This window comes from Pseudomonas sp. LF-5, assembly GCF_037626295.1.
Taxonomy (GTDB): Bacteria; Pseudomonadota; Gammaproteobacteria; order Pseudomonadales; family Pseudomonadaceae; genus Aquipseudomonas; species Aquipseudomonas monsensis.
On sequence record NZ_JARKMT010000002.1, the window covers coordinates 473,652 to 494,424 of the forward strand.

The window sequence follows — 20,773 nt, forward strand, 5'->3', positions numbered from 1 at the left end:
TTCAGGGGCGCTGGATGATTGCTTTCGCGAGCGAGCCCGCTCCCACCGTTGAAAAGCATTCCAACTATGGGAGCGGGCTCGCTCGCGAACACGGCCTGTCAGACCTGATTGATCAGAAGGTCTGGCCGAGATTCAGGTACACCGCCTGCTCGTTGGCATCATTCAGCCCGTAACTGAAATTCAACGGCCCCAATGGTGTATCGAACCCGATAAATACACTGGCGGCGTTGATGTAGCCACTGTCGAATTCATTGTCGTTGTTCCATGCCCGACCACGCTCCAGCGAAGCACCGGCGTACAGCGGGAAGTCCAGCGGCAGGTAGGCGCGCGGGGTCAGGCGGCGGTAATACACCGCCCGCAACAGGCTGACGTTCTGTCCCGAAATCGCATCCTCACGGAAGCCCGACAACTGCCGCGCACCGCCGAGCAGGAAGCTGGAAGTGACCACGTTGGTGTCGTCGAGTGTGCGCCCGTAACGCCCGCCGAGTATCAGCGTGTCCGGCCCGCGGCTCATGGCTTTATCGAGTTTGAATTCCCATTGCCTGTAGCGTGTGTCTGACCCCAGGCTCGGTTCGAATTGCAGCAGTGTCAGACTGATGTCCTTGCCTTCGTGCGGGTAGTAGACGTTGTCCAGCGAGTCGTAGGAGTACTTCAGCGCATAGAAGCCTTCGTTGAAATGCTCGCTGGGCAGGTCCTGATCGCCAATGCGCACGTCAGCCTTGCCCCACGCCTCGCCGACGCCAAAGCGCACTTCACCGTTGTTGCCGATCTGCCGGCCGACATTCAGCGCCATGCCATAGCGTTCGACGCGGTACTGCGCGATCGGATCGTTATCGAGCACGGCATCGACGTTCTGCGCTTCGAACACCACCGACGGGGCGATGAAGTAGCGCGAGCCGACGTCCAGCGGCTGGTAGAACTCGCTGTACAGCTCCTGCTTATCGCCAATTTGCGCGCGGGTCAGCCATTCCGCGCCGAGCCGATTGATGCCGTTGACCCGGTAACTGGCACCGAGGTTGAAAGCGCTGTCGCCACGCATATCGTCCGACAGGTTGAGGCCGACCCGCAGGTAATCGGTGCCGCTGCGCTTGCCACGGGCACTGATGACCAAGGTGTGATCCTGCCCCTTGTGCACGACGCGGTATTGCACCTGCTCGAAGTAGTCGAGGCCATACAGGGTGCCCATGTCCGAGTGCAGGCGCCCCAGGTCCAGCGGTTCGCCGATGTGCTGGCGGATGTAGTAACGAATGACATCGTCATCGACTTTCGAATTGTTCTCGACCTTGATCGCGGTGATGATCGGTGTGCGCTGGCCCGGCGAGCGGGCAGCGTTGAGTTCGGCATCCTGGGATTCGGCGGATTTGAGCACGGCGAGGCGGGCGTCGAGAATTCGCGTCGCGCGGTAACCGGCGTCGATCATGTCCTGCGCCTTGCCGAAGTCGGTGACGCCGAACGCCGCCAGCGCCGGCTGGATAAGGACATCCGACGGTTTCAGGGCCGCGAGTTGCTCTTCGGAGTTGCGCCGGGTCATCAGGGTGATCGACTGGTTCAGTACGTCGACCACGGTGGTCAGCTGCTTGCTGTTGCGCAGGGGCGTTCCGATATCGACGACGATGGCGACGTCGACCCCCATTTCCCGCGCCACGTCGAGGGGGATGTTGTCGGTCATGCCGCCGTCCACCAGCAACCGGCCATCGAGTTCCACCGGGGCGAACACCGCCGGGATCGACATGCTGGCGCGAATCACCTGGGGCAGGTGACCCTTGCGGAACACCACTTTTTCGCCATTGGCGATGTCGGTGGCGACGGCGCGGAACGGGATCGGCAGCTTGTCGAAATCCCGTGTATCGCTGGTATGCGCCAGCAGGCTCTCCAGCAACAGTGCGAGGTTCTGCCCCTGAATCACCCCCAGCGGCAGGCCGAGGCTGCCGTCGTCGCGAAAGCTCAGCTTCTGTTTCACCAGGAAGTCGCGATCATCCTGCTTGCGCCGAAACGGTACGTCTTCCCGGGGCGGGGCGTCGGACAGCGCCTGTTGCCAGTCGATGTTCAGGGCGAGTTTTTCCAGCTCGTCGATCTTGTAGCCCGAGGCATACAGGCCGCCGACCACCGCGCCCATGCTGGTGCCGGCAATCGCGTCGATCTTGATACCTTGCTCTTCCAGCGCCTTGAGCACGCCGATGTGCGCCAGGCCACGCGCAGCGCCACCGGACAGCACCAGGCCGACTTTTGGCCGCGTAGCTTCGTTGGCAGGGGCGCTGGCGTGAACGAACAAGGGCAGGAAACCAAGCAGCAGGCAGAGCAGCAGACGGCGCATTGTGAGTCTCGGGGCAAACTGTAAAGCCGGCTATTATAGCGGCGCCCTCTGTCTCAGGAGTTTCAGCGAACATGACCGCCGCAAAAGCAGAAGTTGTCATCACCTATTGCACGCAATGCCAATGGCTGTTGCGCGCCGCATGGCTGGCCCAGGAGTTGCTCAGCACCTTTGCCGACGACCTCGGCAAAGTCTCGTTGGTGCCGGGCACCGGCGGGGTGTTTCACATCACCTGCGCTGGCGTGCAGATCTGGGAGCGCAAGGCCGACGGTGGCTTTCCCGAAGCCAAGGTGTTGAAGCAACGGGTGCGCGATCAGATCGACCCTGACCGCGACCTCGGCCACAACGACCGCACTCAGTGAGACGCGGCCTCGGCGGCGACGGTTTTCTTGTCCGCATGGCCTGACATCCGCGCCGACACGACGATCGCGACGATGATCAGTGCACCACCGAGCAACATCCGCAGTGTCGGGTTCTCATCAAACAGCAGCCAGGCAACGGTGATGCCGTAAACCGGTTCCATCGCAAACACCACCGCTGCCGTGCGCGCCTTGATCACCGCCAGACTGGCCACGAACAGGCTGTGGGCCACCCCGGTGCAGAACACCCCGAGCAGGCCGATCCACAGCCAGTCCAGTGCGCGCACTTCGCTGAGTTGCGGCGCCGCGACCGGCAGCAGGCACACGGCGACCACGACGTTCTGACACAGCGCCGCCTGCACCGCCGGGATGCGCCCGGAGCTGGCGCGATTGGTCAGTGACAGCAGGGAAAACAACAGGCCGGACAGCACCGCCCAAAGCAGGCCGGTGGTCGCGCCACTGGCCAGATCGAACGCCGGCGTCACCAGCACCAGACCGACCGTGACCAGCACCACCAGCACGATCTCGTTGGCGCGGATGCGTTCGCGGAAGATCAGCCCTTCGAGAATCACCGTGAACGCCGGGAAACTGGCAAAGCCCAGCGTCGCAATCGCCACCCCGGCGATTTTTACCGAAACGAAAAAGCTCACCCAATGCCCGGCCAGCAACACACCGCTGAGGGCGAGGCGTCGCCAGTCCACAGCCTGGAGTTTTTGCCAGCCGTTCTGGCTGGCGAAACGGGCAAAAAAAGCCAGGGCGAGCACGGCGAACGCGGCACGGCCGAACACGATCACGGCAGGTGATGCCGCAGCGAGTTTGCCGAACACACCGGTCAGGCCGAACATCAGGGCGCCAATATGCAGGGCGCCAAGGGCGGTACGCGGGGTCATCGCAATCCTTAATTCAGGCACATATTCAACGGTAGGCGCAGCCTTCGGCGGCGCCTGCACATTGAATCGTATGCAGGCTGATAAGTCTGTCGGCAGACTAGCGTCTTTTGTTGCAGGACTCGCGCCGAAGCTGGCCGGGTGATGAACCGAACTCACGCAGGACTGCGGCTGAAAAAGCACTTTGCGAGCTGTAGCCTACGCGGCTGCCTACTTCGCCGATCGGCAGTGCAGTGTCGCGTAACAGTCGCACCGCCAGATGCAGGCGCCGGCTGCGAATGTAGTCCATCGGCGTCTGTCCGCATTCGGCCATGAACCGCGCATGCAGGCGCGCGCTGGACAGGCCGGCGATGCGCGCCAGGTCGGCGACTTGCAGTGGATAGGCGGCGTATTGCTCGATGTGCGCGTCCAGCGCTGCGTAGGGCAGGCGGCGCGCGGCGAGTTCGGCCGGCCTGGCATGATTGAGGCTGGCCAGCAGCAACACGGCACCCTGGCGAGCGATCAGCGGATCACTGATGGGGCTGCTGGCCAGCCAGCTGACCAATTGGCTTTGCCCGGTATCCAGTGTCCGGCGCGCCGGATTGTCGAGCAGGCGGCGACTGGCCTCGGCATGCTCGCCCAATGACTCTGTTACCCACGGCCCCTCAGGGATGTCGAGCACCAGGCAGCGACTGCCATCAGGGCTGCCGCAGGCATGATGGGCGCCGGACGGGACGACCACGAAACTCTGCTGGCGCACCTGACTGCCCTGGCCCTCGACCTCGAAATCCAGCGCGCCCGATAACCCGAACACCAGTTGAGCGTGCTCGTGGCTGTGGACGATCAGATCATGGGTGTAGTCGCGCAGGGTGAGGATCGGTCGCATCGCAGTTCGTCTCCGAAGTGATCGCCAGTCTACACCGGCCCGCGCCGGATGCGTTGTCACAGGACTGACTCGCGCCTGTCATGGTCGATTAACCGGACGGGCGCACTCTGGCGAAAACATCGTAGAGGGTTGCCCATGACCAGCGCCGAGCTTGCCAAACCCAGCCGTAAACAGCGAGTGCGCACCTTGTGGATTTCAGACGTGCACCTGGGCACGCGGGATTGCCAGGCGGAACACTTGTCGACGTTTCTCAAGGGCTATCACGCCGACAAGATCTACCTGGTCGGCGACATCATCGACGGTTGGAAACTGCGTGGCGGCATGTATTGGCCACAAGCGCACACCAACGTGATCCGCCGCTTGCTGACCATGAGCAAGCGCGGCACCGAAGTGATTTACGTCACCGGCAACCACGACGAATTCCTGCGCCGCTATTCGAAGCTGATTCTGGGCAATATCCAGTTGGTCGACGAGGCGGTGCATGTCACGGCAGACGGGCGGCATTTGCTGGTGATTCACGGCGATCAGTTCGATGTGATCACCCGCTATCATCGCTGGCTGGCCTTCCTCGGCGATTCGGCCTACGAATTCACCCTGACCCTCAACCGCTGGCTCAATCACTGGCGTGCGCGGTATGGCTACGGGTACTGGTCGTTGTCGGCGTATCTCAAGCACAAGGTAAAAACCGCGGTGAGCTTCATCAGCGACTTCGAAGAAGCCATCGCCCATGAATGCGTGAAGCGCGAGCTGCATGGTGTGGTCTGCGGGCACATTCACCATGCCGAGATCCGCAAGGTTGGCGAGGTCGATTACCTCAATTGCGGCGACTGGGTGGAATCGTGCACGGCGTTGATCGAGCATTGGGACGGCACGATCGAGTTGTATCGCCTGGCGGATGCCCAGGCGCGCGAAGCGCAGCTCAAGGCGGCTAAAGTCGCGGAACTGGCCTGAGTCTCGGGTGGTTTAGAGGGCCTCATCGCTGGCTTGCCAGCGATGAGGCCAGTACAAACAACATCAAGCGGTGGTGGTGTGTTCTTCCATTGCGGCTTTGTAAATCGAGTTCTTCGGCTGCGCAAACAGCCTTTCCACCATCGGTTCGAAGAAACTCAGCGGCAGGGTGTCATAGGCTGGATCAAACGCCGCCGCATCGTACTTGGCACAAAATTCGGCGGTCGCCTGGAACTGCGGGTGCTCTTTGAACTGCTCGCGCAGATGCCGATCCATGCCCAGGTGATGGAAGAAATAGTAGCCCTGAAAGATGCCGTGCTTCTCGACCATCCACAGGTTCTCGGCACTGACGAACGGCTTGAGGATCGCTGCGGCAATGTCCGGGTGGTTGTAGGAGCCCAAGGTGTCGCCAATGTCGTGCAGCAGCGCGCACACCACATATTCCTCATCGCGCCCGTCGCGCAAGGCTCGGGTTGCGGTTTGCAGCGAGTGGGTCAGGCGGTCCACCGGGAAGCCGCCGAAATCCCCTTCGAGCAATTTCAGGTGGGTCATGATCCGCGCCGGCAATTGTCTGGCGTAGGCACTGAAATCCGCCGCAATGATTGCCCAGTCTTCCTGGGTGCCGTCTTTCATGTGGGTGAAACGGGCATTGGCGTTCATTGGCCATCCTCGTCGGGTTGTTCAGAACGCCACGCGACCCAGGATCATGTCGCGGTACATGACGAAGTCGCCGAGCAGGCTGTACAGCGGATGCTGAAACGTCGCCGGGCGGTTTTTCTCGAAAAAGAAATGCCCGATCCAGGCGAAGCTGTAGCCGGCCAGCGGCAAGGCCAACAATAGCAGCCAGGCGCCTTTGGCGAGAGTCAGGGCCAGAATAAGGATCACCAGTGTCGTGCCGATGAAATGCAGGCGCCGACAGGTGCTGTTGCTGTGCTCGCTGAGGTAATACGGATAGAACTCAGCGAAGCTGTTGAAATGCTTTATGTTTTCCACGACCGCGTTCTCTGTGGTTATTGTTCTGGCGACGAGTTGTTCTGCGGGTAGCCTATTTGAGTCTAGAGTGATCATGGGGGTGGGCCAGTGACAATCGGCGCCACTTTAGTATCCTTCGCAAATCGGGCCGTAGCATGCGGGCCATCATGTAAAAGAAAAACGCCATGAGCGAACGAACGACTTCTGCAAGCTGGGCGATGGGGATTGTCAAAGCATTGGAGATGGACGGCCTGGATTGCCGGGCTCTGTTCAAGCAGCTGGGGCTCGATTACGCGGCTCTGGATGATCCGGATGCACGTTTCCCGCAAGATTCCATGACCCGCCTGTGGCAACGGGCGGTCGAGTTGTCCGGTAACCCGGCGATCGGCCTGAACATGGGCAAAGTGGTGCGGCCGGCGTCGTTTCATGTCGCCGGCTACGCGTTGATGTCGAGCAACACGCTGGCCGAAGGCTTTCAACGTTTGGTGCGTTATCAACGGATCATTGCCGAAAGTGCCGACCTGAGTTTTCGCCTGCTCGATGAAGGTTATGCGCTGATTCTGACCGTGCACGGCGATCATCTGCCGCCGACCCGACAAAGCGCCGAAGCCTCGCTGGCCTGCGCGCTGGGCCTGTGCGGCTGGTTGACCGGGCGCACGCTGCACCCGGTCAAAGTGTTGGTGCAGGGCGATCAGCCCGACGATCTGGAGCCGTATAAACAAGCCTTTCACGCGCCCCTGGTGTTCAACGCACCGTATGACGCGCTGATCTTCGAACGCGCGGATATGGAAGCGCCGCTACCGACGGCCAATGAAGCGATGGCGCTGCTGCACGACCGGTTTGCCGGGGAATATCTGGCGCGCTTTTCCGAAAGCCGCGTGACCCACAAGGCGCGGCAGGTGTTGTGCCGGTTGTTGCCACAAGGCGAACCGAAGCGCGACACCGTGGCGCAGACCCTGCACCTGTCGCAACGGACCTTGCAGCGCCGCTTGCAGGAGGAGGGCACCAGTTTTCAGCAGTTGCTCGATGACACCCGCCGCGAACTGGCCGAACAGTATCTGGCGCAACCGAGCATGACCCTGCTGGAGATCGCTTATCTGCTGGGATTTGCCGATCCGAGTAATTTCTTCCGCGCCTTCCGCCGCTGGTTCGACACCACGCCCGGCGATTACCGGACGCGGTTGTTGCAGGCGCCGAACGCGGTCAGTGACGCCAAAAGGCCGGAATGCACAGCACAAACACCGTAATGATTTCCAGGCGGCCGAGCAGCATGCCGAACGACAGAATCCACTTGGCGGCATCCGGCAGGGTGGCGAAGTTGCCCGCCGGCCCGATGGTTTCACCCAGGCCCGGGCCGACGCCGGACACGGTGCTCGCGGCGCCGGTCAGCGCGGTCATCCAGTCGACACCGAGCAGCGACAGCAGCAGGGCAATCACGCAGATGGTGATGGCGAAGAAGAACGAGAAGGTCAGAATCGAGCGCACGATCTCTTCGTCGAGGCGGTGGCCGTTGTACTTCTGCTTGATCACCGCGCGTGGGTGAATCAGCTGGTTAAGGTTGGCCTTGAGCAGGATGTAGGCGACCTGGAAGCGGAAAATCTTGATCCCGCCCGCTGTCGAGCCGGAACAGCCACCAACAAAACCCAGATAGAAGAACAGCATCAACGAGAAGTTGCCCCACAGGCTGTAGTCGCCCAGGGCAAACCCGGTGGTGGTGACCACCGAGGTCACGTTCAGCGCGACATGCCGCAACGCCTCCAGCCAGTGCAGTTTGGTCGTCCACCAGTACCAGGTGCCGAGTACCAGCCAGGTCACCAGCAACATCGCCAACAAACCCTGCACCTGCTGATCCCTGATCAACGCCTTGCGGTTGCCGCGCAATGTCGCCACGTAGAGAGTGAACGGCAGGCTGCCGAGGATCATGATCACGATCGCGACCCAGTGCACGGCCGGTTGTGTCCACTTGGCCAGGGACTGGTCGGAGGTCGAGAACCCGCCCGTGGAGATCGCCGACATCGCATGGTTGATTGCATCGAACGGGCTCATCCCGGCCCACCAGAGCGCCAGGCTGCCGAGGATGGTGATGCCGACATACGCTGCCACAATCAGCCGCGCCACCATGTGCGAGCGCGGCATGACCTTTTCCGAACGGTCCGAGGATTCGGTCTGGAACAGGCGCATGCCGCCGATGCGCAGCAACGGCAAAATTGCCACCGCCATGCCGATGAAGCCGATGCCGCCGAGCCAGTGCAGCAGCGAGCGCCACATCAGAATCCCCGGGGACATGGTGTCGAGCCCGCTGAGCACGGTCGAACCGGTCGCGGTGATGCCGGACATGCTTTCGAAAAACGAGTCGGTGTAGCTGATGTGCTGGGTCAGCAGAAATGGCAGTGCGGCGAAAATACACACCACCAGCCAGCTGCTGACGGTCAGCAAATACATGTCGCGGGGGCGCAGATGAATGTGTTCCGGCCGGCCGGGAATCACCAGCGCGAGGCCGGCGACGAAGGTGATCATGCTCGCCCATAAGAACGACGGCAGGTCGCTGGTGCGCTCGAAAATCACCAGGGTGGCCATCGGCACGACCATGGCCACGGCCAGGGTGATCAGGAAGATGCCGATGATGAAACCAATGATCCGTAAGGTCGGCAACGCCATGAAGTCCGCTCGGGCTGATGTGGGAAGGGCGCCATTCTACCCGTGGGGGCAGGCATGTAAACCGGCACCCGGTTGGCAGATACCGCTAGAATAGCTGCACATTTTTCTCAGGAGGTGGCCGATGCAGGCTCTCGACGCTTTGCTCAACCGTGTTTCCGTTCCACGACTGGTCGAACCGGCCCCCACCGCCGCACAGCGCGAAGCGTTGTTCTCCGCGGCCCTGCGTGCGCCGGATCACGGGCACTTGCAGCCTTATCGTTTCCTGACCGTCGAAGGCTCGGCACGCGAGCAGATGGGCGAGTTGCTGGCCGAAGCCGCGCAAATGCAGGAAGGCGAAGTCACTGAAGCGATGATCGACAAGGCACGCAACGGTCCGCTGCGTGCTCCGTTGGTGGTTGTGGTGATTGCGAAGTTGCAGGATCACTCCAAATACCCGAAAGCCGAGCAGTTGCTGGCGGCCGGTTGTGCCGCCCACGGGATTTTGCTGGCGGCGTATGCGCAGGGGATTGGTGCGGTGTGGCGCACCGGTGATCTGGCGTATTCCAAGCATGTGGCCCAAGGGCTGGGGCTGGCGGAAGGGGAAGAGGTGATCGCGTTCCTGTACCTGGGCACCCCGCAGAAAGAGCCGCGTGTGGCGGAGAAGGTTGACCTGGCCGAGTTCGTCAGCGCCTGGCCGGGTAAAGCCTGAAGATCAAAAGCCCCTCACCCTGACCCTCTCCCGGAGGGAGAGGGGACTGATTGGGGGATGTTGTAGAGATACGCCGACCTGAACGTTCTTCGCTGAATCCATAATCGACTTCGGTTCAATTCGGATACAGAGTTGATTACGGATTCAGCATCCATAATCAACTCGGTTTGTCAGGTCGATGCAGGGCGCCAGACACCTCGTTCGGCCCCCTCTCCCTCCGGGAGAGGGCTGGGGTGAGGGTGGCCTTTAGGGTTGGACGACGGCGCCGGGTACAAGCGGCAATTCCAGACTCGCAATAAACCCGCCCTGCGGATGATTGGCCAGCGTCAAACTCCCACCATGGCGTTCCGCCGCTCGCCGGGCAATCGCCAGGCCCAGGCCATGTCCCGCCGCCGTCTGCCCCGGCGCCCGGTAAAACGGTTCGCCCAACTGGCTCAAATGCTCAGCCTGCACCCCCGGGCCATGGTCGCGCACGCTCACGACAATTTTTTCGCCCTGACGCGAGGCCTGCATTTCAATCGCTTGACCTTCCGGGTTGAAGCGCTGGGCATTGCGCAGCAGGTTATCGACGGCGCGCTCGATCATGGTCGGCCAGCCCTTCAGATTCAGCTGCGGTTCGGCATCAAGACGCACGATCTGTTCGGGCGATGCCAGTTTCGCGTCCTTCTGCAACGTGCCGAGCAACGTATTCAGATCCACCTCTTCAGCACTGGCGTTGTCGGCATCGACTCGCGCCAATACCAGAATTTCACTGATCAACGCTTCCAGCCGATCACACTCGCGTGTCAGTCGTGGCCAGAGTTTCTCGCGTTCCTCTGGGTTGGCCCGTTCCGCCAGCGCCAAGGCAATCCGCAACCGTGCCAGCGGTGAGCGCAGTTCGTGGGACACATCACGCAGCAATTGCCGCTGACTGCCGATCAGGCTTTGCAGGCGCGCACCCATGCGATTGAAGTCGGTGGCCAGCACGCCGAATTCGTCGCGGCGGTTGGCCAGTTTCGCCAGGCTGTTCTGCTGATAGGTGGTCTGTCCCAGGTCATGCACGGCGCCGCGCAAACGGCTGAGCGGGCGGGTGATGGAGAACGTGACCAAGAGGCTGAACAGGGTCAGTACCACCAGCGCAATACCCAGCGCACTGAGCGGCCAAAGCAGGCTATCGCGGTGCCAGGCGTCGAGTTCCGGGTGCGGGATGCGGAAGATGAACAGATAGGTGTCACCGGTTTTTTCGCTGGTGAACTCATCGGTCAGGCGCCGCCAGGGCAGGCGGCGGTCATCGTTGTTCTGGCGGGCTTCGAAGGCGGCGGCGCGGCGCGGGAAGGTGCCGCGGACCACCGGATCACCGCTTTCGTTGAGCACCTGAACGTCGATGTGGTACTGGCGTTTGCGTTGTTCGAGGATCGTCTGGGCGGCTTCTTCGCCCTGGGCTTCGTAGGTTTGCGTCCATTCACTGGCCAATGTGTTGAGGCCCGGGTGACGGCTGAGGATCCACGCGTCCTGGTTGAGCATGTGCCCGAGCAGAATGGACAACCCGGCCACCAGAGCGATGGCCAGCCAGAAGCTCGCGAGAATACGCCAGAACAATGAACGCACAGAAATTCCTCAGAACAAACACAAAACCCCTGTAGGAGTGAGCATGCTCGCGATAGCGGTGGGTCAGACACGATTCTGTCGACTGGCACACCGCTATCGCGAGCAGGCTCACTCCTGCATTTGGATCGGTAAAAACAGGCCCGACGGAATATACCGCCGGGCCTGTGATTAGAACATTATTGCGCTTTTTGCGGCTGTTGCGCTTTCCACGCCTTGAACTCGGCCCATTCGGCGCGGCGTTCAGCCTGTTTCTTCTGGATCTCGTCGAATTTCTTCTGTTGATCCGGCTTCAGCAGGTTGCGTACGTCGGCTTCGGCTTTCTTGTGGTTGGCCGCCATCTCGTCCTTCATGGCTTTCTGGTCAGCCGGCGAGAGTTTTTCCAGATACTTCTCGACCACTTGCTTACGCTCGTGCATCTGCTCGCCCATGATCTTGCGGATCTGTTCGCGCTGTTCGCGAGACAGGTCGAGTTGGCTGTACGGTCCTTTGCCGTGCATGCCGTGCATCTGACCGCCGTGGCGAGCGCCATCCATTGGGTCACCCATCGGGCCACCATCCTGCGGCATGGCCATGGCGACGGTTGGCAGAGCGGCAGCGAACATCAGAGCGATAAGAGTCTTGCGCATGGTGTATCTCCTTGTCTCGTTCCCGGTACGTTCCGGATGAGTACAGATTACGGAGATCAAGGTCAGCGGCGGTCAGCGCTGCGTAAAGCTTGGGTAAAGACGCTTTGTGTCCAACCTTACAAACACACCCCTATAGGCGTGAGCCTGCTCGCGATAGCGGTGTATCTGGCAAGAAAGTGTCGACTGACACACTGCCATCGCGAGCAGGCTCACGCCTACAGGGGGTGGCAGGTTCAGAGGCTATAGAAGTAACCGCGGCTACGCAGGGCGACGATCCGTGGACGACCGTCCGGGTGCGGGCCGATCTTCTTGCGCAGGTTGCTGACGTGCATGTCCAGGCTGCGGTCGTACAGGGTCAGCTTGCGGCCGAGGGCCAGTTGCGCCAGTTCCTGTTTATCCAGCGGCTCGCCGGGCTGCTTGAGCAGGGCTTCGAGCAGGCGGCTTTCGGACACGGTGAGGGTCAGTTCTTTCTCGTCGATGCTGACCACGCCACGCACCGGGCTGAAGCTCAGGTCGCCCAGTTCCAGTTGAGTCGACACCGCTGCCGGATGGCTGCGGCGCAACACGGCGCGCAGTCGGGCGGTCAGTTCACGGGGATCGCACGGCTTGGCCAGGTAATCATCGGCGCCGAGTTCCAGGCCGAGGATGCGGTCCAGCGGCTCGCCTCGGGCCGAAAGCATCAGCACCGGCAGATCGGCGTGATCGTTGCGCAGTTGCTTGAGCAGTTCCAGGCCGCTGCCGTCGGGCAGCATCACGTCCAGCACCACCGCCGCGGGCGACGATTCGGCCAACGCCTTGCGCGCACTCTGGCCATCGTGGCAGGCGCGCACCTGGAAGCCTTCCTGGCTCAGCCAGCTACTCAGGAGTTCGCACAACTCCTGGTCATCATCAATCAGTAACAGCTCGCTCATGACTCACTCAATTTAGCCATTGCCGACGTTTTCGGCTTGCTCCACTGGCAAAGATACCGCAGAGCAGCGCCAATAGCGCTACTCCGGCACCGGTGACGAACCACTGCTGCTGTTCGGTCAACAGACGCGGGAGCGGGCTGGCCTGGGCTTCCTTGAGTTGCAGCTTGAGACGCTGGTTCTCCTGGCGCAACCGGGCGAGCTGGGCGCTTTCGCGGGTGTTGTCGGCATTTTGCAATTGTTTGCTCAGTTCTTCCCGCTGCTGTTCGCTGACCTTGAGGCGCTGTTGCAACTCGGTGATCTGACTGCCGGCACTCAATGACAATGGCGTGGAGCTGCCGCCTTCGGTGGTTTCCTCACCATGGGCGGGCGCCATGATCGACAACGTGACCAACATCAGACACAACGGACCCTTGCGCATCGCGACACCTGCTTCCAAATGGATATTGGGCAGGTTGTCGGCAGACAAACGAGAATAATGAGCGATTGAGAGCAGCAAGAACCGAGAAGGTTCAGTGCCGGGGAAGACTGGTTTGTAGTGCAGGTGACTTTGTGGCGAGGGGATTTATCCCCGATGGACAGCGAAGCTGTCCCAATAACAGGGACTGCGGTGTGACAGGCACACCGCATTGGATGGCTTTGGGGCGGCTTCGCCACCCAACGGGGATAAATCCCCTCGCCACTGGGGCCTCTGGTCTTTTACGGGAGGACTTGTTTGAACGGTTTGACGATCACATTGGCATACACGCCAGCGGCGATGTACGGATCGGCATCGGCCCACGCTTGCGCGGCGCTCAGCGAATCGAACTCGGCGACGATCAGGCTGCCGGTGAAACCCGCTGCGCCCGGATCATTGCTGTCGACCGCCGGGTGCGGGCCGGCCAATACGATGCGACCTTCGCCCTTGAGCGCTTGCAGGCGTTCCAGGTGCGCAGGGCGCGCGGCCAGGCGGGCTTCCAGCGAGTTGGCGACGTCGGTGGCAATGATGGCGTAGAGCATGTCAGTCCTCGGTTTTTGGTGTTGTGGTATCGGCGTCGTGCAGGTGACGAGACAGGTAGATGCCCTGAGCGACCAGGAACAGCACGGTCATGCCCAGGCTGCCGAACACCTTGAAGTCCACCCAGATGCTCTGGAAGGTGAAGGCGACGAACAGGTTGGCGGCCCCGCAAAACAGGAAAAAGCCGATCCAGGCGATGTTCAGGCGGGTCCAGACCGGATCCGGCAGGGTCAGTGCGTGGCCCATGATGCGTTTGATCAGCAGGCGGTCACCGATGAAGTGACTGCCGATGAAGGCCACGGCGAACAGCCAGTTGACCACCGGCGCTTTCCACTTGAGGAAGGTCTCGCTGTGGAAGGCCAGCGTCAGGCTGCCGAATACCAGGCAGGCGATCAGGGTCAGCCATTGGCTCTTTTCCAGCTTGCGCTGTTTGATGAACAACGCACCGTACACCACGAGGGAGCTGATGATCAGCATCGCGGTGGCGCTGTAAATACCGCCTACAGTCACTTCATGGCCAGCGATGTCGACGACCCGTGGATCAAGTTTGTAAACGATGAAGAACAGCAGAAGCGGGATGAAATCGATGAATTGTTTCACAGTAAGAGCCAGAAGCTGGATGTGGCGGCATAATAACAAACATATGGGCGCGCGATAGCGTCAGCTGATTTGAGGTTACAACTCCCCGTGAATGTTGATTTGCACTGCCATAGCACGGCCTCCGATGGCGCCCTGGCGCCTGCGGTTCTGGTTGCGCGTGCGTTCGAAAACGGCGTGCGAGTCCTGGCGTTGACCGACCACGACACCCTTGAAGGCCTCGCCGAAGCGCGCGCGGCCGCCGATGAATTGGGCATGCAACTGGTCAACGGCGTCGAATTGTCCTGCACCTGGGGCGGCGCGACCATTCATGTGCTGGGCTACGGTTTCGACGTCAATGTCGCGCCGTTGGTCGAGGCAATTGCCAAATTGCACGATGGCCGCTGGCTGCGGTCGGAAGAAATAAGCCGCAAGCTCGCGCTCAAGGGCATGCCCGGCGCCCTCGATGGCGCCCGGCAGATTCAGCAGGAACTGGGCGATAGCGGCAACGCGCCGGCCCGTCCGCATTTCGCTGACTGGATGGTACGTGAAGGTTTTGTAAAGGATCGCGCCGAAGCCTTTCGCAAGTGGCTCGGCGCTGGCAAGTTGGGCGACGTCAAGTTGCACTGGCCGACACTGGAAGACACTGTCGACACGTTGCGCGCCGCCAATGCGTGGGTCAGCCTGGCGCATCCGTGGCACTACGATTTCACCCGCAGCAAGCGCCGAAAGCTGATTGCCGACTATATTCAAGCGGGCGGGCACGCGATTGAAGTGGTCAATGGCTTTCAGCCCGCAGAACAGGTGGGCAGCCTGGCGATCCTTGCCCGTGAGTTCGGTCTGCTGGTCAGCGCCGGCAGTGATTTCCATGGCCCTGGAGGCTGGTCCGAGATCGGCCAGTACCGGCCGGTTCCCGAGGACCTTCCACCCCTGTGGTGTCGGTTCAAACATGACACAGTTATTGCCGCCGTCTGAACAGGTAGAGAATGTGAGTCAATTTTTCCAGATTCATCCGGAAAACCCGCAAGCGCGCCTGATCAAACAGGCGGTCGAGATCATCCGTAAGGGCGGGGTGGTGATTTACCCTACCGACTCTTCCTACGCCATTGGTTGCCAGATCGGCGACAAGACCGCGATCGAGCGGGTTCGGCGCCTGCGTCAGCTGGATGAAAAGCACAACTTCGCGCTGATCTGCAGCGACCTGTCGCAACTGGGCAATTACGCCAAGATCGACACCGGCACGTTCCGCATTCTCAAGGCGCATTTGCCGGGGCCTTACACCTTTATTCTCAACGCTACCCGCGAAGTGCCTCGGCTGCTCCTGCATCCGAAGAAGCGCACCATCGGCCTGCGCGTGCCCAGCCATCCAATTGCCTTGGCGCTGTTGGCCGAACTCGGCGAGCCGCTAATGAGCGTGACCCTCATCATGCCCGGCGACGAAGACCCGCTGAGCGATCCCTATGAAATGCGTCAATTGCTTGAACACCAGGTGGACCTGATCATCGACGGCGGTTTCGGCGGGATCAAGGCGTCCACGGTGATCGACCTGACCGGCGATGACCCGGAAGTGATCCGCGTCGGTTGCGGCGACCCCGCGCCGTTCATGGTCGAGGCCTGAATGTCCGCAGTGGAAACCGTTGTCGATCCCCAGGCCGGCGCCCAGCAGGAACTGCCGTTTGCCATGGTCTATGGCCAGGCGGTCATGGAAATGCCGCTGGACCTGTACATTCCGCCGGATGCGCTGGAAGTCTTTCTCGAAGCCTTCGAAGGTCCGCTCGACCTGCTGCTGTACCTGATCCGCAAACAGAACATCAACATTCTCGACATCCCGGTGGCGGAAATCACCCGCCAGTACATGGGCTATGTCGAGTTGATGCAGTCGGTGCGTCTGGAGCTGGCAGCCGAGTACCTGGTGATGGCCGCGATGCTCGCCGAGATCAAGTCGCGCATGCTGCTGCCTCGGGCTGAAACCGTCGAAGACGAAGAAGACGACCCGCGTGCCGAACTGATCCGCCGCTTGCAGGAATACGAACGCTTCAAGGCCGCCGCCGAAGGCATCGACGGCTTGAGCCGGGTCGGCCGCGATGTGATCGTGCCCAAGCTCGACGCCCCGGAAGCCCGGGCGCGCAAGCTGTTGCCGGATGTCGCACTGGAAGAGATTTTGATGTGCATGGCCGAGGTGCTGCGCCGTGGCGATATGTTTGAAAGCCACCAGGTCAGCCGCGAGGCACTGTCCACCCGCGAGCGCATGAGCGATGTGCTGGAACGGCTCAAGGGCGGCGGTTTCGTGCCGTTCGTCGAGCTGTTCACCGCCGAAGAAGGCAGGTTGGGAGTGGTGGTGACCTTTATGGCGATCCTTGAACTGGTCAAGGAATCTTTGGTCGAGCTGGTGCAGAATGAGCCGTTCGCCGCGATCCACGTGCGAGCCCGAGCCGAATAACGAGTCGAAACATGAACCTGACTGAACCCCGCGAGCTGGCGCCCCTGCTTGAAGCCTTTCTGTTGGCCTCGGGAAAGCCGCAATCCCTCGAGCGCCTGTTTGAACTGTTCGAAGAAGGCGAACGCCCCGAACCTGCGGTTTTCAAGAAAGCCCTGACCCTGTTGGGCAAGTCTTGCGAAGGCCGCGCCTTCGAGCTCAAGGAAGTCTCCTCCGGCTATCGTCTGCAGATCCGCGAGAAGTTTTCGCCGTGGGTTGGCCGCTTGTGGGAAGAGCGCCCGCAGCGTTATTCCCGTGCCTTGCTGGAAACCATTGCGCTGATCGCCTATCGCCAGCCGATCACCCGTGGCGAGATCGAAGACGTGCGTGGCGTGGCGGTGAACAGCAACATCGTCAAGACCCTGCTGGAGCGCGAGTGGATCCGCGTCGTCGGTTACCGCGACGTGCCCGGCAAGCCGGCGATGTTCGCCACCACCAAGGCCTTTCTCGATCACTTCAACCTGAAGAACCTCGAAGACCTGCCGCCATTGGCCGAATTGCGCGAGATGGAAGCCGATCCGGTGCTCGATTTCGACGACGTGCCGGTACCGCAAGGTCTGCAGGAACTGGCCGACGCCAGTGCCGAGCCGGAGGAGGAGAAGGAGGAGACCAGCTTCCATACGCTGTTGCTGGAGCTGGACAGCATGGAGGAGGGGATCAAGACCGATTTCGACGACTTGCTGCGCGATGCGGCGGACGGTGAGACGTCGACGCCCGATGCAGTGACTCAGATCGAGCCTGAGCCTGAAACCGCGATCGCCGAACCGGCCATTGAAGTTGAACGTGAAGCCGAGCCAGAAGCCGAACCGGAGGAAGACATCCTCGGCGTCGCCGAAGCACGGGAAAAACTGTTGGCAGCCGTTGCCGCCCTTGAGCAACCCGCGCCAGCGCCAGAACCCGAACTGAGCGAAGAAGAAGCCGAAGCCCGCGCCCTGGCCGAAGCCATCGAAGCCGAGCGCCGCGAATTCGACGACTGACCGAAATCCGGAGAACAATGACGGCCCCTGTGGGAGCGAGCTTGCTCGCGAAAGCGGAGTGTCATTCAAAGATGATGTATCTGACATACCGCCTTCGCGAGCAAGCTCGCTCCCACAGGGTTTAGCGTAAGCCAGGAATATCAGATGAGTTCGACAAAAGACCCGTGTATCAGCCTCTGCAAGTTCTCCGACGACATCTGCCTCGGCTGCGGCCGCAGCAAGCGCGAAATCAAAGCCTGGAAGAAACTCGACAAGGATGACAAGCGCACAGTGCTGGCTGAAGCCGCGCTGCGTCTGATCAAACTCGGTGGCGCCGGTCGGCGGAAAAAGAAATAACTGTTGAACGATCAGCTAGTCTCTGATGCGCGATGGCGCACATCCGCGTATGATTCGCGACCCTTCGGCGATCCCTTCGCCCGAAAACCCAGATTTCAATGCTTCAGGCGCCGCCTGAACAGACCACACCGGGAGGTGCCCAGATGAGTGACATCAATCAGAAAGACGACCAGGAAATCGGCCCAGCAGGCGAAAAGCTGCAAAAAGTCCTCGCCCGTATCGGCGTCGGCTCGCGCCGTGACGTTGAAGCCTGGATCAGCCAGGGCCGGATCAAGGTCAATGGCAAAGACGCCACCCTCGGCCTGCGCGTCGACATGCACGACGCCATCACCATTGATGGCAAGGTCATCAAGCGCGAAGAGGCGGCCGAATCGGTGCGCCGCGTGATCATGTACAACAAGCCCGATGGCGAGATCTGCACCCGTGACGACCCGGAAGGCCGTCCGACCGTGTTCGACAAGCTGCCGCGTCCGAAAGAGGGGCGCTGGATCAACATCGGTCGTCTCGACATCAACACCACCGGTCTGCTGATGTTCACCACCGACGGTGAACTGGCCAACCGTTTGATGCACCCGTCCTACGAGATGGACCGTGAGTACGCCGTGCGTGTACGCGGTGAAGTCGACGACGAAATGATCGAACGCCTGAAGGCCGGCGTCGTGCTGGAAGACGGCCCGGCCAAGTTCACCGACATCAAGCAGGCGCCAGGTGGCGAAGGTTTCAACCACTGGTATCACTGCGTGGTGATGGAAGGTCGTAACCGTGAGGTTCGTCGTCTGTGGGAATCCCAGGGGCTGGTGGTCAGCCGTCTGAAGCGCGTGCGTTTCGGTCCGGTGTTCCTCAACTCCGACCTGCCGATGGGCCGCTGGCGCGAAATGAGTCAGTACGAAGTCGACATTCTCAGTGCTGAAGTCGGCCTGACGCCGGTAGCGATGCCGCAACTCAACGCCAAGAGCAAAGACAAGCTTGAGCGTATGCAGCGCAAATCGTCTCGACCAATGGCCAAGACCGAGCGCGTGCGCACGCTGCGTCCAGCCGCTGGCGCCCCGACCGGCCCACGTCCAAGCCGCGAGCCGCAGATCGAAGGCGAGCGTCCGGGTCGCAAGCCTGCAGCGCGCCCGGATGGCGAACGCGCGCCACGCGGTCGTACAGAGCGTGGCGAAGGTCGTGCACCGGCCGGTCGCGGTACGCCAGTGGCGGATCGTCCGGCGGACACCACCAATAAGCGTCCGGCCAAGCCAGCGCCGAAGCGTCCTGGTATCAAGCTGGTCGACGGTGACAAGCCATCGGGTAACCGTCGCGGTGCACCGAGTGGTTCGGGCCAGCGTCCGGGTTTTGGTCGCAAGAAACCTGAGTGAAGCAGCTGTGAGCTTTGAGCGATAAGCTTCAAGCTGAATGAAAAACGCCAACCGCAGGGTTGGCGTTTTTTTTCGTCTGGCGAAAGGTATGTAGTTTCTGACCCGGCCTCTTCGGAGCAAGCCCGCTCCCACAGATTTTTTGTCGTTAACAGAATTCGTGTACAACAATGAAACCTGTGGGAGCGGGCTTGCCCGCGATAGGGCGAGAGGCTTCACCCTCTATTTCAGCCTTAAAAGACGAAGCGCCCATCAAACACCGGCTTGTCATCCAGCGCCAACACCCCACCCGAGAAGATCAGGTCCAGGTGATGGCTACCCTTGGCGCCACCACCGAGGCCCAGGTGCAACCCGCAGTGCCGCTCCTCGAACCCGGCATTGCGCGCATACAGATCCTTCACGCCTTCGTTGGTGCCGATCCCCAATTCCTCGATCCGCCGGTTCGACGGGTTGGCGTCCAGGTATTTGTTGAAATCATGCTCCAGCCCCGGCACATCAGTGGCGATGCGGCTGATGGTCGAGTTCTCGATCCACAGTTCCAGTGGCGACTCCAGCACGCCGTACTTGCGCGCAAAGGGGATGGTGCTGAGGAAGGTGCCCTTGAATTTCACATGGCCGTTGATGGCTTCGCTGTGGGTGGCGATTTCGCCGGGGGCCAGGTCGAAGTTGCCGACGCCGTTGATGTCGGTCCACTTCTTGATGCTGCTCAGCGGCGTTTCGAACCATGAGCCGTGGTCGTCCCTGAAGCTCAGCGTGGTGGCCTGGGACATGCGCTGGATCAGATGACTGTTGAGCCCGGCGATGCGCTGCGGGGTGATGCTGAAGGTGTCGTAGAAATAGTCGCCATAATCCTTGAACAGCAGCGACTTCTTCCAGTTTTCCGCCATTACGCCTTGCAGCGCGCGGACAAACTCCGGGCCGTCGGGACGCGGGTTGGGCAAGGTGGAAGAGTCGTAGAAGAAAATGTACAGATCGCTATCGGCAATCGCTGCGGTCAGCGTTGCGGTGCTTTCCAGATCCAGGCGCCTTGCGCTGAAGGTGAAACGCGGGTGATCGCCGGCCTGTTCGGCGATGGCGCCGGTCAGGGCTTCGTAATCGGCGGTGTGGCCGAGCAATACCTTTGCCGACTCCAGGCCGGCAAGGGCGGGGTGATGTTCGAGGTAGTAAAGGAAATGCGAGATCGCACGGGGCTTATCCATGAGTACTCCCTGACTGACCGTGAAGGAAGCGGCAGGCACGACCGGCCG

The 20,773-nt window shown here is 61.1% G+C and carries 23 protein-coding genes; 10 read left to right on the forward strand and 13 right to left on the reverse strand.

Translation table 11 applies throughout. The features are described 5' to 3' along the window. Positions 1-112 precede the first annotated feature (112 nt). Positions 113-2,314 (reverse strand): patatin-like phospholipase family protein, encoded by a 2,202-nt coding sequence (locus PseuLF5_RS09335; protein WP_340133393.1) that lies wholly within the window; start codon positions 2,312-2,314, stop codon positions 113-115. A 71-nt stretch (positions 2,315-2,385) separates the two neighbouring features. On the opposite strand from PseuLF5_RS09335, the gene PseuLF5_RS09340 reads away from it, so the two are divergent. Continuing rightward, entirely contained in the window at positions 2,386-2,673 is a 288-nt protein-coding gene (locus PseuLF5_RS09340) for a SelT/SelW/SelH family protein (RefSeq protein ID WP_128616252.1), read from the forward strand. Here PseuLF5_RS09340 and PseuLF5_RS09345 read toward each other — a convergent pair. Both PseuLF5_RS09345 and PseuLF5_RS09350 read right to left on the reverse strand, forming a co-directional pair. Further along, positions 2,667-3,560, reverse strand: a complete 894-nt coding sequence (locus PseuLF5_RS09345) for a DMT family transporter (RefSeq protein ID WP_128616253.1) — start codon at positions 3,558-3,560, stop codon at positions 2,667-2,669. The two genes, PseuLF5_RS09340 and PseuLF5_RS09345, sit on opposite strands and share 7 nt — an antisense overlap. Before the next feature lie 97 nt (positions 3,561-3,657). Continuing rightward, entirely contained in the window at positions 3,658-4,422 is a 765-nt protein-coding gene (locus PseuLF5_RS09350; RefSeq protein WP_222833441.1) for an AraC family transcriptional regulator, read from the reverse strand. Positions 4,423-4,557: 135 nt separating this feature from the next. Here PseuLF5_RS09350 and PseuLF5_RS09355 point away from each other — a divergent pair, with 135 nt between their 5' ends. Continuing rightward, on the forward strand, positions 4,558-5,373 hold the full coding sequence (locus PseuLF5_RS09355; protein ID WP_123465641.1) for a UDP-2,3-diacylglucosamine diphosphatase: 816 nt from the start codon (positions 4,558-4,560) through the stop codon (positions 5,371-5,373). A gap of 63 nt (positions 5,374-5,436) precedes the next feature. Here PseuLF5_RS09355 and PseuLF5_RS09360 read toward each other — a convergent pair whose 3' ends face one another. After that, positions 5,437-6,030 carry an HD domain-containing protein gene (locus tag PseuLF5_RS09360; protein WP_222833440.1) on the reverse strand — a complete coding sequence of 198 codons (594 nt, stop codon included), beginning with the start codon at positions 6,028-6,030 and terminating at the stop codon, positions 5,437-5,439. Between the two features lie 21 nt (positions 6,031-6,051). After that, positions 6,052-6,363 (reverse strand): DUF962 domain-containing protein, encoded by a 312-nt coding sequence (locus PseuLF5_RS09365; RefSeq protein ID WP_123465645.1) that lies wholly within the window; start codon positions 6,361-6,363, stop codon positions 6,052-6,054. Positions 6,364-6,527: 164 nt separating this feature from the next. On the opposite strand from PseuLF5_RS09365, the gene PseuLF5_RS09370 reads away from it, so the two are divergent. Then, entirely contained in the window at positions 6,528-7,589 is a 1,062-nt protein-coding gene (locus PseuLF5_RS09370; protein ID WP_267804733.1) for an AraC family transcriptional regulator, read from the forward strand. Here the strand turns inward: PseuLF5_RS09370 and PseuLF5_RS09375 are convergent. Continuing rightward, positions 7,546-9,000, reverse strand: a complete 1,455-nt coding sequence (locus tag PseuLF5_RS09375; RefSeq protein WP_123465649.1) for a TrkH family potassium uptake protein — start codon at positions 8,998-9,000, stop codon at positions 7,546-7,548. The two genes, PseuLF5_RS09370 and PseuLF5_RS09375, sit on opposite strands and share 44 nt — an antisense overlap. Positions 9,001-9,121: 121 nt before the next feature. Here PseuLF5_RS09375 and PseuLF5_RS09380 point away from each other — a divergent pair, with 121 nt between their 5' ends. Continuing rightward, positions 9,122-9,688, forward strand: coding sequence for a nitroreductase family protein (locus tag PseuLF5_RS09380; RefSeq protein WP_340133394.1), 567 nt, complete (start codon positions 9,122-9,124; stop codon positions 9,686-9,688). Positions 9,689-9,934: 246 nt separating this feature from the next. Here PseuLF5_RS09380 and PseuLF5_RS09385 read toward each other — a convergent pair whose 3' ends face one another. The 6 genes from PseuLF5_RS09385 to PseuLF5_RS09410 form a co-directional block, all read right to left on the reverse strand. Beyond that, on the reverse strand, positions 9,935-11,275 hold the full coding sequence (locus PseuLF5_RS09385; RefSeq protein ID WP_128616257.1) for a sensor histidine kinase: 1,341 nt from the start codon (positions 11,273-11,275) through the stop codon (positions 9,935-9,937). Positions 11,276-11,451: 176 nt separating this feature from the next. Continuing rightward, positions 11,452-11,901: a Spy/CpxP family protein refolding chaperone gene (locus tag PseuLF5_RS09390; RefSeq protein ID WP_123465655.1), complete on the reverse strand. Its 450-nt coding sequence runs from the start codon at positions 11,899-11,901 to the stop codon at positions 11,452-11,454. A gap of 233 nt (positions 11,902-12,134) precedes the next feature. Continuing rightward, complete coding sequence (locus PseuLF5_RS09395) at positions 12,135-12,812, reverse strand: response regulator transcription factor (RefSeq protein ID WP_123465657.1); 678 nt, start codon at positions 12,810-12,812, stop codon at positions 12,135-12,137. 7 nt (positions 12,813-12,819) lie between these two features. Next, positions 12,820-13,230 (reverse strand): translation initiation factor 2, encoded by a 411-nt coding sequence (locus tag PseuLF5_RS09400; protein WP_123465659.1) that lies wholly within the window; start codon positions 13,228-13,230, stop codon positions 12,820-12,822. Between the two features lie 278 nt (positions 13,231-13,508). Next, entirely contained in the window at positions 13,509-13,808 is a 300-nt protein-coding gene (locus PseuLF5_RS09405) for a YciI family protein (protein ID WP_016987935.1), read from the reverse strand. A 1-nt stretch (position 13,809) separates the two neighbouring features. Beyond that, positions 13,810-14,406, reverse strand: a complete 597-nt coding sequence (locus tag PseuLF5_RS09410) for a septation protein A (RefSeq protein WP_123452630.1) — start codon at positions 14,404-14,406, stop codon at positions 13,810-13,812. An 87-nt stretch (positions 14,407-14,493) separates the two neighbouring features. Here PseuLF5_RS09410 and PseuLF5_RS09415 point away from each other — a divergent pair, with 87 nt between their 5' ends. The 6 genes from PseuLF5_RS09415 to rluB all read left to right on the forward strand — a co-directional run bounded on the left by PseuLF5_RS09415 (position 14,494) and on the right by rluB (position 19,529). Further along, positions 14,494-15,357, forward strand: a complete 864-nt coding sequence (locus PseuLF5_RS09415; RefSeq protein WP_340133395.1) for a PHP domain-containing protein — start codon at positions 14,494-14,496, stop codon at positions 15,355-15,357. Between the two features lie 13 nt (positions 15,358-15,370). Continuing rightward, on the forward strand, positions 15,371-16,000 hold the full coding sequence (locus PseuLF5_RS09420; RefSeq protein WP_007966016.1) for an L-threonylcarbamoyladenylate synthase: 630 nt from the start codon (positions 15,371-15,373) through the stop codon (positions 15,998-16,000). Between the two features lie 123 nt (positions 16,001-16,123). Continuing rightward, positions 16,124-16,822, forward strand: coding sequence for a segregation and condensation protein A (locus PseuLF5_RS09425; RefSeq protein WP_172828192.1), 699 nt, complete (start codon positions 16,124-16,126; stop codon positions 16,820-16,822). An 11-nt stretch (positions 16,823-16,833) separates the two neighbouring features. After that, the gene (gene scpB, locus PseuLF5_RS09430; protein WP_340133396.1) at positions 16,834-17,835 is read left to right on the forward strand and encodes an SMC-Scp complex subunit ScpB; all 1,002 of its coding nucleotides are present in this window, start codon (positions 16,834-16,836) and stop codon (positions 17,833-17,835) included. Positions 17,836-17,979: 144 nt separating this feature from the next. Continuing rightward, positions 17,980-18,171 carry a DUF1289 domain-containing protein gene (locus tag PseuLF5_RS09435; protein WP_016771121.1) on the forward strand — a complete coding sequence of 64 codons (192 nt, stop codon included), beginning with the start codon at positions 17,980-17,982 and terminating at the stop codon, positions 18,169-18,171. 143 nt (positions 18,172-18,314) lie between these two features. Then, complete coding sequence (gene rluB / locus PseuLF5_RS09440) at positions 18,315-19,529, forward strand: 23S rRNA pseudouridine(2605) synthase RluB (RefSeq protein ID WP_123465667.1); 1,215 nt, start codon at positions 18,315-18,317, stop codon at positions 19,527-19,529. 230 nt (positions 19,530-19,759) lie between these two features. Here rluB and PseuLF5_RS09445 read toward each other — a convergent pair whose 3' ends face one another. Beyond that, positions 19,760-20,725: a leucyl aminopeptidase gene (locus PseuLF5_RS09445; RefSeq protein WP_123465669.1), complete on the reverse strand. Its 966-nt coding sequence runs from the start codon at positions 20,723-20,725 to the stop codon at positions 19,760-19,762. Positions 20,726-20,773: the final 48 nt, after the last annotated feature.

Excerpts from the sequence above, each read along its gene's own strand:
- PseuLF5_RS09335 (WP_340133393.1), bottom strand. The coding sequence starts at position 2,314 with ATGCGCCGTCTGCTGCTCTGCCTGCTGCTTGGTTTCCTGCCCTTGTTC.
- PseuLF5_RS09340 (WP_128616252.1), top strand. The coding sequence starts at position 2,386 with ATGACCGCCGCAAAAGCAGAAGTTGTCATCACCTATTGCACGCAATGC.
- PseuLF5_RS09345 (WP_128616253.1), bottom strand. The coding sequence starts at position 3,560 with ATGACCCCGCGTACCGCCCTTGGCGCCCTGCATATTGGCGCCCTGATG.
- PseuLF5_RS09350 (WP_222833441.1), bottom strand. The coding sequence starts at position 4,422 with ATGCGACCGATCCTCACCCTGCGCGACTACACCCATGATCTGATCGTC.
- PseuLF5_RS09355 (WP_123465641.1), top strand. The coding sequence starts at position 4,558 with ATGACCAGCGCCGAGCTTGCCAAACCCAGCCGTAAACAGCGAGTGCGC.
- PseuLF5_RS09360 (WP_222833440.1), bottom strand. The coding sequence starts at position 6,030 with ATGAACGCCAATGCCCGTTTCACCCACATGAAAGACGGCACCCAGGAA.
- PseuLF5_RS09370 (WP_267804733.1), top strand. The coding sequence starts at position 6,528 with ATGAGCGAACGAACGACTTCTGCAAGCTGGGCGATGGGGATTGTCAAA.
- PseuLF5_RS09375 (WP_123465649.1), bottom strand. The coding sequence starts at position 9,000 with ATGGCGTTGCCGACCTTACGGATCATTGGTTTCATCATCGGCATCTTC.
- PseuLF5_RS09380 (WP_340133394.1), top strand. The coding sequence starts at position 9,122 with ATGCAGGCTCTCGACGCTTTGCTCAACCGTGTTTCCGTTCCACGACTG.
- PseuLF5_RS09390 (WP_123465655.1), bottom strand. The coding sequence starts at position 11,901 with ATGCGCAAGACTCTTATCGCTCTGATGTTCGCTGCCGCTCTGCCAACC.
- PseuLF5_RS09395 (WP_123465657.1), bottom strand. The coding sequence starts at position 12,812 with ATGAGCGAGCTGTTACTGATTGATGATGACCAGGAGTTGTGCGAACTC.
- PseuLF5_RS09400 (WP_123465659.1), bottom strand. The coding sequence starts at position 13,230 with ATGCGCAAGGGTCCGTTGTGTCTGATGTTGGTCACGTTGTCGATCATG.
- PseuLF5_RS09405 (WP_016987935.1), bottom strand. The coding sequence starts at position 13,808 with ATGCTCTACGCCATCATTGCCACCGACGTCGCCAACTCGCTGGAAGCC.
- scpB (WP_340133396.1), top strand. The coding sequence starts at position 16,834 with ATGAACCTGACTGAACCCCGCGAGCTGGCGCCCCTGCTTGAAGCCTTT.
- PseuLF5_RS09435 (WP_016771121.1), top strand. The coding sequence starts at position 17,980 with ATGAGTTCGACAAAAGACCCGTGTATCAGCCTCTGCAAGTTCTCCGAC.
- rluB (WP_123465667.1), top strand. The coding sequence starts at position 18,315 with ATGAGTGACATCAATCAGAAAGACGACCAGGAAATCGGCCCAGCAGGC.
- PseuLF5_RS09445 (WP_123465669.1), bottom strand. The coding sequence starts at position 20,725 with ATGGATAAGCCCCGTGCGATCTCGCATTTCCTTTACTACCTCGAACAT.